The organism is Leifsonia soli (assembly GCF_013408745.1).
Taxonomy (GTDB): domain Bacteria; phylum Actinomycetota; class Actinomycetes; order Actinomycetales; family Microbacteriaceae; genus Leifsonia; species Leifsonia soli.
Window position 1 is genome coordinate 493,419 of the sequence record NZ_JACCBJ010000001.1, and the last position, 14,209, is coordinate 507,627.

At 70.9% G+C, this 14,209-nt stretch carries 15 protein-coding genes; 8 read left to right on the forward strand and 7 right to left on the reverse strand.

Annotated elements, in window-relative coordinates:
• Positions 1–134: 134 nt before the first annotated feature.
• The 6 genes from BJ963_RS02420 (at position 135) to BJ963_RS02445 (ending at position 6,240) form a co-directional block, all read left to right on the forward strand.
• Positions 135–1,490 carry an NCS2 family permease gene (locus tag BJ963_RS02420; RefSeq protein WP_425484708.1) on the forward strand — a complete coding sequence of 452 codons (1,356 nt, stop codon included), beginning with the start codon at positions 135–137 and terminating at the stop codon, positions 1,488–1,490.
• A 94-nt stretch (positions 1,491–1,584) separates the two neighbouring features.
• Positions 1,585–1,872 carry a hypothetical protein gene (locus BJ963_RS02425; protein ID WP_089912375.1) on the forward strand — a complete coding sequence of 96 codons (288 nt, stop codon included), beginning with the start codon at positions 1,585–1,587 and terminating at the stop codon, positions 1,870–1,872.
• A gap of 22 nt (positions 1,873–1,894) precedes the next feature.
• Positions 1,895–2,578, forward strand: a complete 684-nt coding sequence (gene trmB / locus BJ963_RS02430; protein WP_179454354.1) for a tRNA (guanosine(46)-N7)-methyltransferase TrmB — start codon at positions 1,895–1,897, stop codon at positions 2,576–2,578.
• 52 nt (positions 2,579–2,630) lie between these two features.
• Entirely contained in the window at positions 2,631–4,013 is a 1,383-nt protein-coding gene (locus tag BJ963_RS02435) for an aldehyde dehydrogenase family protein (RefSeq protein WP_179454356.1), read from the forward strand.
• Between the two features lie 189 nt (positions 4,014–4,202).
• Positions 4,203–5,768, forward strand: a complete 1,566-nt coding sequence (locus BJ963_RS02440; protein WP_089912365.1) for an aspartate ammonia-lyase — start codon at positions 4,203–4,205, stop codon at positions 5,766–5,768.
• Positions 5,769–5,886: 118 nt separating this feature from the next.
• Entirely contained in the window at positions 5,887–6,240 is a 354-nt protein-coding gene (locus BJ963_RS02445) for an ABC transporter substrate-binding protein (RefSeq protein ID WP_179454358.1), read from the forward strand.
• On the opposite strand, the gene BJ963_RS02450 is transcribed toward BJ963_RS02445, so the two are convergent.
• The 6 genes from BJ963_RS02450 to BJ963_RS02480 all read right to left on the reverse strand — a co-directional run bounded on the left by BJ963_RS02450 (position 6,192) and on the right by BJ963_RS02480 (position 11,578).
• The gene (locus tag BJ963_RS02450) at positions 6,192–6,425 is read right to left on the reverse strand and encodes an ACT domain-containing protein (RefSeq protein ID WP_157696933.1); all 234 of its coding nucleotides are present in this window, start codon (positions 6,423–6,425) and stop codon (positions 6,192–6,194) included. The two genes, BJ963_RS02445 and BJ963_RS02450, sit on opposite strands and share 49 nt — an antisense overlap.
• A gap of 214 nt (positions 6,426–6,639) precedes the next feature.
• Positions 6,640–6,924, reverse strand: coding sequence for a hypothetical protein (locus BJ963_RS02455; RefSeq protein WP_179454360.1), 285 nt, complete (start codon positions 6,922–6,924; stop codon positions 6,640–6,642).
• Between the two features lie 434 nt (positions 6,925–7,358).
• The gene (locus BJ963_RS02465; RefSeq protein ID WP_179454369.1) at positions 7,359–8,276 is read right to left on the reverse strand and encodes an alpha/beta fold hydrolase; all 918 of its coding nucleotides are present in this window, start codon (positions 8,274–8,276) and stop codon (positions 7,359–7,361) included.
• A gap of 30 nt (positions 8,277–8,306) precedes the next feature.
• Positions 8,307–9,182: a fumarylacetoacetate hydrolase family protein gene (locus BJ963_RS02470; protein WP_179454371.1), complete on the reverse strand. Its 876-nt coding sequence runs from the start codon at positions 9,180–9,182 to the stop codon at positions 8,307–8,309.
• Positions 9,183–9,200: 18 nt separating this feature from the next.
• Positions 9,201–9,965 carry a glycosyltransferase gene (locus BJ963_RS02475; RefSeq protein ID WP_179454373.1) on the reverse strand — a complete coding sequence of 255 codons (765 nt, stop codon included), beginning with the start codon at positions 9,963–9,965 and terminating at the stop codon, positions 9,201–9,203.
• A gap of 47 nt (positions 9,966–10,012) precedes the next feature.
• Complete coding sequence (locus BJ963_RS02480) at positions 10,013–11,578, reverse strand: DNA-3-methyladenine glycosylase 2 (protein WP_281363868.1); 1,566 nt, start codon at positions 11,576–11,578, stop codon at positions 10,013–10,015.
• A gap of 63 nt (positions 11,579–11,641) precedes the next feature.
• On the opposite strand from BJ963_RS02480, the gene BJ963_RS02485 reads away from it, so the two are divergent.
• The gene (locus tag BJ963_RS02485; protein WP_179454377.1) at positions 11,642–13,039 is read left to right on the forward strand and encodes an FAD-binding oxidoreductase; all 1,398 of its coding nucleotides are present in this window, start codon (positions 11,642–11,644) and stop codon (positions 13,037–13,039) included.
• 183 nt (positions 13,040–13,222) lie between these two features.
• Positions 13,223–13,597, forward strand: coding sequence for an FKBP-type peptidyl-prolyl cis-trans isomerase (locus BJ963_RS02490; RefSeq protein WP_089912339.1), 375 nt, complete (start codon positions 13,223–13,225; stop codon positions 13,595–13,597).
• A 129-nt stretch (positions 13,598–13,726) separates the two neighbouring features.
• Here BJ963_RS02490 and BJ963_RS02495 read toward each other — a convergent pair whose 3' ends face one another.
• Positions 13,727–14,167, reverse strand: a complete 441-nt coding sequence (locus BJ963_RS02495) for a carboxymuconolactone decarboxylase family protein (RefSeq protein WP_089916815.1) — start codon at positions 14,165–14,167, stop codon at positions 13,727–13,729.
• Positions 14,168–14,209: the final 42 nt, after the last annotated feature.

The window sequence follows — 14,209 nt, forward strand, 5'->3', positions numbered from 1 at the left end:
AGTCTTCGCCGGGCCACCGCCCACCGATCCTACGGGAGTCCACCATTTCCGCATCGACCAGCGCGCCCACCTCCACGGGGCGCTTCGACCGCTTCTTCGAGATCAGCGCCCGCGGCACGACGTGGGGCACGGAGGTGCGCGGCGGCGTCCTCACCTTCGTGACCATGGCGTACATCGTCATCCTGAACCCGCTCATCCTGGGCGGGACGAAGGATGTGGTGGGCCACACCCTGGGGACCTCCCAGGTGGCGGCCGTCACGGCGCTCAGCGCCGGCGTGATGACCGTGCTGTTCGGCCTGGTCGCACGTCTGCCGTTCGCCTTCGCGGCCGGCCTGGGCATCAACTCGTTCCTCGCCGTGAACGTGGTCAAGATCCTCACCTGGCAGGAGGCGATGGGCCTCGTCGTCATCAACGGCGTGATCATCGTGCTGCTGTCGGCGACCGGTCTGCGGAAGCTCATCTTCAACGCCGTCCCCGCCCAGCTGAAGACCGCGATCACGGTCGGCATCGGCCTCTTCATCGCCTTCATCGGCTTCGTGGACAGCGGCTTCGTGCGCACCACGACGCTCTCCTCGCCGCCCGTCCAGCTCGGTGAGGCCGGATCCATCGCGACCCTCCCGACCATCACCTTCCTCATCGCGCTGATCATCATGGGCGTGCTGATGGCCCGCAAGGTGAAGGGCGCGCTGCTCATCGGGATCGTCGCGGCCACCGTGGTCGCGATCATCGCGGAGGCCATCTGGCACGTCGGCCCGTCGATGGGCAAGAACCCGGCCGGCTGGAACCTGACCGTCCCGCAGCTGCCGACCTCGCTCGTCTCGCTGCCCGACCTCAGCCTCGTCGGCCAGGTGGACCTGTTCGGCGCGTTCGGCCGCATCGGCGCACTCGCCGCGATCATGCTCATCTTCACCCTCGTCTTCACGAACTTCTTCGACGCCATGGGCTCGATGACCGGACTGGCGCGCAGCGCGGGTCTCGCGAACGAGGACGGCACCTTCCCGCGCCTGCAGCCAGCGCTCATCGTGGAGGGTGTCGGCGCGATCGTCGGAGGCGGCACTTCGTCGTCGTCCAACACGGTGTTCGTCGAGTCGGCCTCCGGTATCGGCGAGGGAGCGAAGACCGGCTTCGCCAGCGTCATCACCGGCGCGCTGTTCCTGCTCGCGATGTTCTTCACCCCGCTGACCCAGGTGGTCCCGCTGGAGGTGGCCGCCGCGGCCCTGGTGGTCGTCGGCGCCCTGATGGTGGTGCAGATCAAGCACATCGACTTCACCGAGTTCTCGGTGGTCCTGCCGGTGTTCCTGACGATCATCGTCATGCCGCTCACGTACTCGATCGCGAACGGGATCGGCGTCGGATTCATCAGCTGGGTGCTCATCCGCTCGCTCGCCGGGAAGGCGCGCGAGATCAGCCCCCTGCTCTGGATCGTCGCCGCCGGCTTCCTGATCTACTTCGCGCGCGGCCCGATCGAGGGACTCCTCGGGCAGGTCTGACCTCGCGAATCCTCAGGAGGGGGAGGGACGCCTCAGGGGGGAATCGGGGGTTACCCCGATACCGTGGCGCGAGACGGGTCGCTTGGATGGACTCATGACCACCACCACTCCGTACCAGACCGCTGCTCCCGTCCGCACCCTCAGCATCACGAGCTTCGTCCTCGGGCTCGCCTCGATCGTGTTCGGCTGGACCTTCGTCGCACCCGTCGCCGGCCTCGTCGTCGGGATCCTGGCGCTGGGCCGCGAGCCGCTGGGCAAGACGTTCGCGGTGTGGGGCATCGTGCTCAACGCCGTGATGCTGGCCGGCGTCGCATTCTTCGCCCTCCTCGCCCTCGTCGGGATGGGGATCGGCGCCATCGCCCTGCCGTTCGCCTGGCTGTGAGTCGATCGGAGACAATGGGGGGATGGAACCATCCCCCCTCGTCCGCCCGCGCAGCTTCGTGGTGCGCGGGCGCAAGACCGAAGCCCAGACGCGCGCGATCGAGGAGCTGTGGCCGAGCTTCGGCGTCGACTTCGACGGCTCACTGCTCGACCTCGACGCGATCTTCGGGCGGACGGCCCCCCGGGTCGTCGAGATCGGCTTCGGCAACGGCGAGAACCTGCTGACCCTGGCGGAGCGCCACCCGGACCGCGACTTCCTCGGCATCGAGGTGCACGGCGCCGGCATCGGCCGCGTGCTCGGCGCGATCCGCGATCGCGGGCTGGCGAACATCCGCATCGTGCGGCACGACGCGGTCGAGGTGTTCGAGCGCGGACTGCCCGGCGGCTCGGTGGATGAGATCCTCGTCTTCTTCCCCGACCCCTGGCCCAAGGCCCGTCACCACCGGCGCAGACTCATCCAGCCGGAGGTCGCCCGGCTCCTCGTCCGGGCGCTCGCGCCGGAGGGCGTGCTGCGGCTGGCGACCGACTGGGAGCCGTACGCCGAGCACATGATCGAGGTGCTCGACGCCGAGCCGGGACTCGTGAACCTGGCGGGCGCTGCGCACTTCGTGCCGCGTCCGGACGACCGCCCCGTCACGAAGTTCGAGCGACGGGGCGAGCGCCTCGGCCACGCCATCTTCGACCTGGCCTACCGTCCGGCCCGCTGATCGCGGCCCGCTGATCCCGGCTCCGGGAGCGCGGGGTTCGTAGGATGGGCGCATGACGCATGCGCGCACGGTCGACGAGCTCCGGTCCGCTTTCGAACGAGGGGTCACCAAGCCGCTCGCGTGGCGCCTCGCTCAGGTGCGGGCCCTGCGGCGCATGCTCACCGAGCGCGCGGCGGAGTTCGAGGACGCGCTGCTCTCCGACCTGGCGAAGAACCCCACGGAGTCGCAGATCGCCGAGCTGGGGTTCGTCGTCGGCGAGATCGACCACACGCTCGCGCACCTGCGGCGCTGGCTGCGGCCGAAGCGGGTCCGGGTTCCCGGCGCCCTCCTTCCGGCGCGCGCATCCACGGTGCTCGAACCGGTGGGCGTCGTGCTCGTCATCGCACCGTGGAACTACCCCGTGCAGCTGTTGCTCGCGCCGCTGGTCGGCGCCCTCGCGGCCGGCAACGCCGTCGTGCTCAAGCCGAGCGAGCTCGCCCCCGCCACCTCCGCGGCGATGGCCCGGCTCATCCCGCAGTACCTGGATGCGCGCGCGGTCGCCGTCGTCGAGGGCGGTGTCGAGGACACCACCGATCTGCTCGCGCAGCGCTGGGACCACATCTTCTACACCGGCAACGGCCGCGTCGGCCGCATCGTCGCCGCGGCGGCGGTCGAGAACCTCACGCCGGTGACGCTGGAGCTCGGCGGCAAGTCGCCCGTCTACGTGGATGACACCGTCGACATCGCCGCCGCCGCGCAGCGCATCGCGTGGGGCAAGTTCATGAACGCGGGCCAGACCTGCGTCGCGCCCGACTACGTGCTCGCCGAACGCTCCATCGTGCCGCGTCTCACCGAGGCCCTGCGCGAGGCGGTCCGTGACCTCTACGGCGACGATCCCGCGCAGAGCCCGGACTATGGCCGCATCGTCAACGATCGCCAGTTCGAGCGGCTGGCCGGGATGCTCGGCTCCGGCACCGCCGCGGTGGGCGGCGATCATGACGCCGCGTCGCGCTACCTCGCGCCGACCGTGCTCACCGACGTCGGCCCGGAGTCTCCCGCGATGGCGGAAGAGATCTTCGGGCCCATCCTGCCGATCCTGCCCGTCGACGGGCTCGACGACGCCATCCGCATCATCCGTGCGGGGGACAAGCCCCTCGCCCTGTACGTCTTCACCACCAGCGCGACGACCCGGCGGCGCATCCTGACCGAGACGAGCTCCGGCGCGGTCGGCTTCAACGTCCCGGCCGCGCACCTCGCCGTCGCCGGGCTGCCCTTCGGCGGGGTCGGCGAGAGCGGCGCGGGCGCGTACCACGGCGAGCGGTCGCTGCGGACGTTCAGCCATGAGAAGGCGGTGCTCAGCAAGCCGCTCAGCCCCGACACCCTCCGGCTGATCTACCCGCCGTACACCGAGGCGAAGGACCGCTTCGCCCGCGGTCTGCTGCGCAAACTGGGCTGAACCGGAGGCGATCGGGAGCCATGGACACCGTGTCGAAGGAGGGGGGAGATGGGGGACAGATCGTCCACCGGGCGCGATGTGCCCGGGGGTAGGCTCGGCACTGCCGGAGGCCACGAACGTCCGGCGCCAGAGAGTCATGCCAACGCACAACGAGAGGCAACGGTGCCAACCGTGAACCCGACAGCAACCATGGACGAGTCCAAGACATCCCCCATCCCCGTCGTGACCCCGTCCGGACCGGCGATCGTCGACGCGTCCGAGAACGTCTCCGACGTCCCCACCCCCAGCGCGGACGGACGGCCGACCCGCATCGAGACCGACTCGCTGGGGAGCCGGGAGATCCCGGCCGACGCCTACTGGGGCATCCACACCTCCCGCGCCCTGGAGAACTTCCCGATCGCGAAGCGCCCGATCTCCGTCTACCCGGACCTCATCGTCGCCCTGGCCAGCGTGAAGCAGGCCGCCGCGCGTGCCAACGCCGAGATCGGCGTGCTGGATGCGCACACGGCCGAGCTGATCGACCGCGCCTGCCAGCTCATCATCGACGGCCGTTACCACGACCAATTCGTCGTCGGCGTCATGCAGGGAGGCGCGGGCACCTCCACGAACATGAACGCCAACGAGGTGATCGCGAACATCGCCCTCGAGCTCGACGGGCACGAGAAGGGCGACTACTCGCACCTGCACCCGATCGACGACGTGAACCGCAGCCAGAGCACGAACGACACGTACCCGACCGCGATCAAGATCGGGCTCACCTTCGCCCTCGGGCACCTGCTCGACGAGCTCGCCCTGCTGCGCGACTCCTTCGCGGCGAAGGCGGCCGAGTTCCGCAACATCCTCAAGGTCGGCCGGACGCAGCTGCAGGACGCCGTTCCCATGACGCTCGGGCAGGAGTTCCACGGCTTCGCCACCACCCTGACCGAGGACCACGCCCGCCTCACCGAGACCAAGTGGCTGCTGGCCGAGATCAACCTCGGCGCGACCGCGATCGGCACCGGCATCACCGCGGATCCGGGGTACGCAGCGGCCGCCGTCCGCCACCTCAACGCCATCACCGGCCTGAATCTCGAGACCGCCCCCGACCTCATCGAGTCGACCAGCGACGCCGGCGCGTTCATGTCGTTCTCCGGCTCCCTCAAGCGCAGCGCGATCAAGCTGTCCAAGATCTGCAACGACCTCCGGCTGCTCTCCTCCGGACCCCAGGCAGGTCTCGGCGAGATCAACCTGCCGCCGCGGCAGGCCGGCTCCAGCATCATGCCGGGCAAGGTCAACCCGGTCATCCCGGAGGTCGTCAACCAGGTGGCCTTCTCGGTCGCAGGCGCGGATGTGACGGTCACCATGGCGGCGGAGGGCGGCCAGCTCCAGCTCAACGCCTTCGAACCCGTGATCGCGCACTCGCTGCTGCAGAGCATCACGTGGATGGCCCAGGCGTTCCGCACGCTCCGCATCAACTGCGTCGACGGCATCACCGCCAACGAGGAGCGCCTCGGCGCCATGGTCGGATCGTCCGTCGGCGTCATCACGGCGCTCACGCCGCACATCGGCTACGCCGCGTCGGCCGCCCTCGCCAAGTCGGCGCTGCTCACCGGCCGCAACGTCGCCGACCTCGTCGTCGAGGCGAAGCTGATGAGCCGCGAGGAGGTCACCCGGCTGCTGTCGCCGGCCCGCCTGAGCGGACTCGAGGTCGTCACGACGGCCATCCCGGTGATCCAGGCGGACGCCATCCGCGAGGCGCGCTCCGATACGGAGTGACCCCGGGTTCGCCTCGCCCGTCATCGTTCTCAGACCCGTTCGTCTACTCCTATGGACGGATGTCCGGCTTCCCCGTGGTCCAGCGGGTTCGGGCCGGCTCCGCCGGAGGGAGAGACGGATGCCGCAGGACGAAGGACGGATCGTGGACCGCTTCCTGCGGTCCCTCGAGCGGGCGCCGGGCGTGCGCGTCGTGGATGCCGACGGGCTGGTGCTGCAGGTGACGGCCCCCGACGGCCGCATCGTGGAGGTGCGGGTGGAGGAGGAGGCGCTGCTGGCCAACGCCCGCGAAGTCGCGGCCGACAGCACGCTTCACGGCCTCGCGGGCTCCGACACGCTCGACCGGTCGTTCACGTTGTTCTTCCTGCACCTGCAGACGGCGGTCACCGACAGCTCCCGCCAACCGGCCCGGCTTCGGTACACGGCTCAGGGTGTGGTCCCGGACGATGGGCGCATCGGCATGCTTCCCGCATAGCGGTAACCGGCCCGCGCGGGCCAGCCGGACGCGTCACTGAGCAGGAAGACATCGACGACCCGGCCACCCTGCGCGTCCACCGCTGCGACGCGCACATGGGGCGGCGGCGCCGCGTGGTCGGTGACCGGGAGGCTGACCTCCTTCACGACGCCGTCGTGGAACAGCTCGGCACGGAATTCGGTCACGTCGTCCATCCTCCGCACGGTACGGGGGCCGGATGCGCGCCGAAAGACAGCCGGGAGTAGAGCGAAAGGTGCTGTCTAGGCTCATCGACTGCCGACTGCGAGGGTGATGGCAGTCGTCCACAGAGGTCGTCATGCCTGACATGACGACAAGGGTGCCGGCACCGGGGAATCTCGCTGCGCCGAGTGCCGGCACCCGACCTGATCCGACCGGCGTTTAGTCGGACGGGGCGGGACCGGCGGGCGGGGAGCCGTCCGCCGGGAGTTCGTCCGTGCTCTGCGGCACGGTGGATTCGTACAGGTACACGGCGCGCTGCGGAGTCCCGCGGAACTCGGAGAACACATAGACGTCGACGACCGCCGCGCCACCGATCTCCGAAGGCCGACGGATGCGATTGGGCGGTCTTCTGGCGAGGGCGGGCACCGTCAAGGAGGTCTCGCTGCCGTCACGGGCGATGAGGATGCAGGTGAGCATCCATCCGTCCGCATGGTCGTCGCTCATGCTGCGACCATAGGACGGTCGGCGGGCGCTGGTCGATCCCCATTCGGAGGGGGAGTGCACGCCGGTGCCGTCCGCGGCGTCCCGCTCGTGGCGCGGCGGACGGCACCGGAAGAGAGTCAGTTGAAGGGCGCCCATTCGTCGAGGTCGTACTCGAGCTCGACGCCGTCGTAGAGACGGACCCGCCACACGTGGCTGTTGCCCCCGACGTACTGGCCGCGAGCAGTCTCCATCGACCATTCACCGTCGCCGACGCGTTGCCAGCGGATCATGCCGACGTGTTCGCGGAGCCGCGGAGCGTGCGGCGGGTGAAGGAAGTCGTCTTCAGACATTGATCCATACCATCCCCCTCGCTGCCCTCTCATGGTGGCTCAGCGGGAGAAAGAGTCACTACCCCCAAATGTGGGGCCTAGGCTTTTGGCCCGGAGGGCCGGCCGTCACCGCCCCCTGGACTCGGCCTCGCGGAACAGGGTGATCATGTCGCGCCCGAGCTGGTGCGGTGCGGTCTCGCACGGGCTGTGCCCGGTGCGGTACACCGCGAGACGAGCACCCAGTGCTTCCGCGTTCGCGGCGTGCAGGTGGGTGGGCCAGAGGTCGTGGTCGCCCGTGACGACGAGCAGCGGGATGCCGCTGGCCGCGACGCGTGCGCGCACGTCCGGAACGCGCTTCATCAGACCGACGATGTCGTCGACGCTGGAGCGGCGGGTGAGCGCGAACCGTGACCGCACGAACGCCAGCCGGCTGTCGGAGACCCTGTTCTTGTTCGTCGTGATGCCCCAGATCATCAGGCTCGCGCCGATGCGGGCCGTCGCGAACCAGCTGAGCACGCCGATGATCCGCACCCCGCGGAAGGACTGGCCCGGCTCGGGCGGCGCTGTCAGGAGGGTGAGGGAGCGGAACAGCTCGGGGTGCTCGACCAGCGCCAGCTGCGCCAGGATCCCCGCGAAGGAGTAGCCGAGCACGTGCGCCGGGCGGCCGTCACGGAGGAAGGCGACGACATCCGCCACGAGCAGGGGGTAGGTGTAGTGGCCGCCCGGCACCGGACCGGCATCCGCCGACTCGTACTGCCCGGCCAGGTCGAAGCTCTGCACGTAGTAGCCGGCCGCCACGAGGATGGGCGCCAACAGGTAGAAGTCCTCTTTCGAGCCGGTCACACCGGGGATGAGGACGACGCGCGGGTCGGCGGGATCGCCGAGGGCTGCGACCGCCAGCTCGCCGCTGGGGGCGCGGAAGCGGGAGAAGACCGTGCCGACGGGTGCGACCGACCAGTCGATGTCGGGCAGGGCGGCATCGAGGCGCGCGGCCTCGTCGTCCCCACCCGTGACCGGGCGCCTCTCTCCGATCGACACAGGCATTACGCTAACGCACCTGGCGCGGCAGGTGGCTCAGGTGACGCGGCAGTACGTCGTGAGGTACCCGATCCCGCCGATGGAGACCGTCACCGTGGAGCGGTCCCGGAGGAAGACGGGCGGGGTCCGGGAGTAGCCCGCACCGCCCGGGCTCCCGGTCGAGATCAGGGTCCCCGGCGGGATCGTGGCCGAGCGGGAGAGGAACTCGATCAGCTCGGGGACGCTGCGGACCATATCGGCCGTCGAGGCATCCTGCAGGATCGCACCATCGACGTTCGTGGTCAGCCAGAGGTCCTGCGGGTCGGGGATCTCGTCCGCCGTGACGACGACGGGGCCGGTGGGCGTGAACCCGTCGAACGACTTGCAGCGCGACCACTGCGCCTCCGAGAACTGCAGGTCGCGCGCGGTGATGTCGTTCACCACGGTGTAGCCCCAGACGTAGTCCAGGGCGTCCTGCACGGAGACGTTGCGCGCCGGACGGCCGATGACGACCCCCAGCTCGGCCTCGTAGTCCACCTGGGTCGAGAGATCGGCCGGCCACGTCGTGGTGCCGCCGTGCCCGGCCAGCGAGTTGGGCCAGAGGTTGAAGACGGTCGCGGCCTTCTCGCTGCGCAGCTTCAGTTCGGAGGCGTGCGCGGCGTAGTTCGCGCCGATCGCGATCACGTGCGGCGGGCGCAGGATCGCGGAGGCGTGGCGCAGCTCGTGGACGGCCGGCAGCTCGCGGCCATCGACCTCCGCGGCTGCGACCACCGAACGCACCTCGGCCAGACCCTCGTCACCGCGCTCGATCAGCTCCTGCAGGTCTCTCGGCGGCCGCGCCATCACCTCGTCGAGGAAGAGTGCTCCGTCTCCGATGACGGCGGCCAGGCGAGGCCTGGGATCTGCGGCGGTGCTGAGGTGCGAGAATCTCACCGATCCAGGCTATCGGTTTCAGGCGACCGCGCCCGGTGCGTCCCTCTCGCGCTCATGCTCCAGGCGGCGCCGGGCGGCGCGACGGCGCCAGGGCGACTGCTCCGGAAGATGCATGCTCAACGTCGTGTACGCCCAGTGCAGGCGGCGTCCGAACCCGCGCCAGGTCGAGAACGGCCGGGCGGAGATGCCGACGGTGAGCCGGTCGTCATAGCGGACAACGGTGTCGAGGCTGAGGTGGATGGCGAGGTCGAGATCGTCGTGGATGTCGCCGCGGTCGCGGTGGACCCGCGCACGCACATCCAGCCAGACCTCGCGGCGCATGGCGAAGTTCGAGCCGAAGATCGGCGGGTTGCCGAGCCAGATCCCCATCGACCAGAAGTAGCCGCCGATGTAGAGCACCTGCCCGATCCCGGCGACGACCGTGTTCCCGTCGTAGAACACACCGCGGCCGGTGAGGACGCCGACCTCCGGCGCATCCACCAGCTCGGCCTCGATGTGGAGCAGCCAATCGGCCGGGGGACGGGAGTCGGCGTCCAGCCGGGCGATGATGTCGCCGGTCGCCGCGTCGTACCCGGTGGCTGCGGCGGGCCAGATCCCGCGGTGCGGCTGGTCGATCACGCGCGCGCCAGCCGCCCGTGCGACGTCCGCCGTTCCGTCGCTGCTGCCGTTGTCGACCACGATGATCTCGTCGGCCGGGCGCAGCTGTGCGGCCAGGTCGCTGAGGCAGCGGGTGAGCATCTCGGCGTCGTCGAGGGCCGGGATGACGACGGAGATGGTCGGCACCCGGCAATCCTACGCGTGCCGTGAAGCGGGGAGAGGGAGCCGCCGGGCTAGGCGCGCCACAGGTGCAGGCCCGCGTAGCTGCGCCAGGGAGCCCACCGGGCACCGTGCTCTGCGAGGCCGCGTGGATCCGCCGGGAGGCCGAGCCGCGCGGCCCCCTGCCGCAGGGCGAGGTCGCCGGTGAGCAGGATGTCCGGGCTCCCCAGCACACGCAGGGCGACGTAGCCGGCCGTCCACGGGCCGATTCCGGGCAGCGCCATCAGTCGCTGTTCGAGGTCGTCGCGCGACTCGCCGACGTCGATGCGGAGCCGCCCGCCGGCCAGCGCCTCGGCGACGCCGATGATCGCGTCCACCCGGCGGGCCGGACCACGGAGCACGTCGCGACCGCGCTCGGCGATCGCGGCGGCGGTCGGGAACAAGCGGGTGAAGGCGCCCCCGCCGGGCACAGGCAGGTCGAGCCGCTCGCCGAGGGCGTCGGTGAGCCGGGTGAGCGCGGTCCGGGCGGCGGCCACCGAGACCTGCTGCCCGATCAGGGCGCGGAAGACGATCTCCTCCGCATCCACGGCCCCCGGAACGCGGAGGCCGGGCGCTGCGGCGACGCTGGGAGCGAGCGCGGGATCGGCGGCCAGCACGGCGTCGATGGCCTCCGCGTCCGCGTCGAGGTCGAGGAGGCGCCGCACCCGTGCCACGAGCGGTGCGAGATCGGCGACATCGGCGAGGGAGGCGTCGCACTGCACGGCGGGGGCCGCGGCCGTGCCGGCGAGGGCCAGCCGGACGACCGCTGGACCGTGCGGGAGCCGCAGCGTCCGGGCGTACCAGGCGCCGTCGGCGCCAGCGGTCTCCATCCCGTCGATCGCGCGGGCCGCCAGGAAGCCGAGCACCGACGCGCCGTCGAACGGTGCGCGGGCGGGCAGCCGCAGACTCAGGCTCACGGTGCCCGGCTCGCGGTGCGCGGCGGCGGGGGAGCGCCGGGCGGCGGTGCGGATGGCGCCGGGTGTCAGCCGGTACACCTCGCTCATCGTCTCGTTGAACTGCCGGACGCTGCGGAAGCCGGCGGCGAAGGCGACATCGGTGATCGGCAGATCGCTTCCCGTCAGCAGCAGGCGGGCGGTCTGTGCGCGGTGGGCTCTGGCGAGCGCCAACGGCCCGGCGCCGAGCTCCGCGGTGAGCACGCGGTTCAGGTGACGCGGGGTGTAGCCGAGCCGATGGGCGAGACCCGGGACGCCCTCCCGCTCGACCGTCCCGTCCGCGATGAGGCGCATGGCCCGGGCGGCGAGGTCGTCGCGGATGTTCCATTCGGGAGAACCGGGGACGGCGTCCGGGAGGCAGCGCTTGCAGGCGCGGAGCCCGGCTTCGTGCGCCGCCGCGGCCGTGAGGTAGAAGCTGACGTTGCCCGGCTTCGGCGTGACCGCCGGGCAGCTGGGGCGACAGTAGATGCCGGTGGTGTGCACGCCGGTGATGAACTGCCCGTCGAAGCGCGCGTCCTTCGCGCTCATCGCCCGGTAGCGCTCGGCGAAGACCGGGTCGGCCAGGGGGCCGTCCGGCGTCGCCGTGGCGACGGGCCGGGGGTGCTGCAGCGTGGTCATGTCCTCCAGCGTGACACCCGCCGCCGACATCCGATAGCGGAAATCGGACACGAGCGCGAACGTGGTGCCGCCGCCGATCGCTAGCCTGAGGGGATGGACGTACTCGACTGGCTCGCGGCCGCGCTCGGCGAGGAGGCCGTCGACGCCGGCGCGCTGACGACCGATCCCGCACTCCTGGATGCCGCCCGCACCGATCGCTCGGGCTGGGTGGCCGATGGGCGCCCGCTCGCCATCGTGACGGCGCGGACGGTGGAACAGGTCCAGGCCACTCTGCGGGCGGCCAGTGAGTTCCGCGTCCCCGTCGTCCCGCGGGGTGCCGGCACCGGTCTGGCGGGCGGCGCGAACGGCACCGACGGCTCCATCGTGCTCGACGTGTCCGCCCTGAACCGGATCGTCGAGATCTCGGCCGACGATCAGCTCGCCGTCGTCGAGCCCGGCGTCGTCAACAGCGACCTCAATGCGGCGCTGGAACCCTACGGCCTCTTCTTCGCGCCCGACCCGGCCAGCAAGGCCGTCTCGACCGTCGGCGGCAACATCGCGACCAACGCAGGCGGGCTGCTCTGCGCGAAGTACGGCGTCACGCGGGAGGCCGTGCTGGGGCTCGACGTGGTGCTCGCGGACGGACGCCTCATCCACACCGGGCACCGCACCGTCAAGGGCGTCACCGGCTACGACCTGACGGCGCTCTTCGTCGGCTCGGAGGGGACCCTCGGCGTCATCGTCGGCGCCACGGTGCGGGCCCAGCCCATCCCGCCGGGCGAGCCGGTGACCCTCGGTGCGCTGTTCTCCGACGTCACGGCGGCGGCGCAGGCCTCCGCGCGGATCACGGCGGCCCGGCTGCGCCCGGCGGTGATGGAGCTTCTCGACGCCCCGGCGCTGGAGCGCATCGCGGCGTACCTCGGCCCGGCGACGATCGAGGACGCGTTCGGCGCGGCCGGCGGCGCGGCCTACCTCCTCGTCCAGTTCGACGGCGCGACGGCGGCGGTCGACGCGACGGCCGCGGGCGACCTGCTGGCGGAGACGGGCGGGACGGTCCGGGTCGCCGCCGACGCCCAGGAGGGGGAGCGGCTGCTGGCGATCCGCCGCGCGTTCCACCCGGCGCTGGCCTCCTCCGGCGAGGTGCTCATCGAAGACGTCGCGGTCCCGCGGTCGCGGATGCCCGAGATGTTCGCGGCGATCGAGCGCATCTCCGAGCGGTACGGCATCCCCATCCCCACCGTCGCCCACGCCGGCGACGGCAACCTGCACCCGAACTTCGTCTACACGGGCGAAACGGTGCCCGACGCGGTCTGGGATGCGGCGAACGACCTGTTCCGGACCGCCATCGCCCTCGGCGGGACGCTGACCGGCGAGCACGGCGTCGGCGTCCTCAAGCGGCGCTGGCTCGCGGACGAGATCGGACCGGACTCGTACGAGCTGCAGGTGAAGCTGAAGTCGGTGTTCGACCCGCTCGGCATCCTCAACCCGGGCAAGGTCTTCGGCGGGGCCTGACGCCCGCACCCGCCGTTAACAGACTCGACCCCCGGTGGTGCGGCGATGCCTGCAGCGCTCCCGGGGGATCGAGTTATGCGTCAAGGATGCCCCCGGTGCGGTCGGAACGCAACCCCCGATCGCGACTGCGCGGTGAGCGAACGCGCTTTGACGCGGCACCCCGGCACCGGTTGGATGGGAGGCATGGCAGAGAACACCAACCAGAAGCCGGACGTCGACGCCCCCGAGGGGCCGGCTCCGGAGACCCTCGAGATCGTCGACATCGTCGAGGGCACCGGCCCCGAGGCCACCCCCGGCGCGAAGGTCGACGTGCACTACCTCGGCGTCGAGTACGAGACCGGCGAGGAGTTCGACTCCTCCTGGAGCCGCGGCCAGTCGATCAACTTCCCGCTGAACAACCTCATCAAGGGCTGGCAGGAGGGGATCCCCGGCATGAAGGTCGGCGGTCGCCGCAAGCTCACCGTCCCGCCGGCGCTCGCGTACGGCCCCGCCGGCGGCGGTCACCCGCTGTCGGGCAAGACCCTGATCTTCGTGATCGACCTGCTCGGCGTCAGCTGACCTCGGCCGACTCCGAACCGCTCGTCGGAAACGGAGGGGATCCCGGCAACGGCCGTGGCGATCCCCTCCGTTTTCTGCGTCTCGGGGTGCTCAGCGGGTGAATCTCCTCCCTTTCGCGCGAGCGGCGGATCAGAGGGCGGGCGGCTGCATCCGGGTCGGGATGGCGATGCGGTTCCAGATGTTGATGGTCGCGATGGCGAGCAGCACGTTCGCCAGGCCCTCCTCGCCGAACTCGTCGAGCGCTCGCTGGTAGAGATCGTCGGGCACGCCGTCCTCGTGGATGAGCGTCACGGCCTCGGTGAGCTCGAGCGCGACGCGCTCGCGGTCGGTGAACCACGGCGACTCGCGCCAGGCCGAGACCGCGAAGACCTTGCGGAGCGGGACGCCGCGTCCCTGCAGATCGACCGAGTGCATGTCGACGCAGTAGGTGCAGCCGTTGATCTGCGAGGCGCGGAGCTTGATGAGGTCGCCGAGGGGCTCCTCGACCTTTCCGCCAACGTAGCCGTCGAGGTTGATGACCTTGCGGTAGCCCTCGGGGACGATGGTGGGGAGTTGGATGCGTTCTGTCATGTCCTCCACGCTAGGAACCGGATTGGCTGTGGGTAAGATCCA

Excerpts from the sequence above, each read along its gene's own strand:
- trmB (WP_179454354.1), top strand. The coding sequence starts at position 1,895 with ATGGAACCATCCCCCCTCGTCCGCCCGCGCAGCTTCGTGGTGCGCGGG.
- BJ963_RS02425 (WP_089912375.1), top strand. The coding sequence starts at position 1,585 with ATGACCACCACCACTCCGTACCAGACCGCTGCTCCCGTCCGCACCCTC.
- BJ963_RS02490 (WP_089912339.1), top strand. The coding sequence starts at position 13,223 with ATGGCAGAGAACACCAACCAGAAGCCGGACGTCGACGCCCCCGAGGGG.
- BJ963_RS02485 (WP_179454377.1), top strand. The coding sequence starts at position 11,642 with ATGGACGTACTCGACTGGCTCGCGGCCGCGCTCGGCGAGGAGGCCGTC.
- BJ963_RS02480 (WP_281363868.1), bottom strand. The coding sequence starts at position 11,578 with ATGTCGGCGGCGGGTGTCACGCTGGAGGACATGACCACGCTGCAGCAC.
- BJ963_RS02435 (WP_179454356.1), top strand. The coding sequence starts at position 2,631 with ATGACGCATGCGCGCACGGTCGACGAGCTCCGGTCCGCTTTCGAACGA.
- BJ963_RS02465 (WP_179454369.1), bottom strand. The coding sequence starts at position 8,276 with ATGCCTGTGTCGATCGGAGAGAGGCGCCCGGTCACGGGTGGGGACGAC.
- BJ963_RS02495 (WP_089916815.1), bottom strand. The coding sequence starts at position 14,167 with ATGACAGAACGCATCCAACTCCCCACCATCGTCCCCGAGGGCTACCGC.
- BJ963_RS02440 (WP_089912365.1), top strand. The coding sequence starts at position 4,203 with ATGGACGAGTCCAAGACATCCCCCATCCCCGTCGTGACCCCGTCCGGA.
- BJ963_RS02455 (WP_179454360.1), bottom strand. The coding sequence starts at position 6,924 with ATGAGCGACGACCATGCGGACGGATGGATGCTCACCTGCATCCTCATC.
- BJ963_RS02445 (WP_179454358.1), top strand. The coding sequence starts at position 5,887 with ATGCCGCAGGACGAAGGACGGATCGTGGACCGCTTCCTGCGGTCCCTC.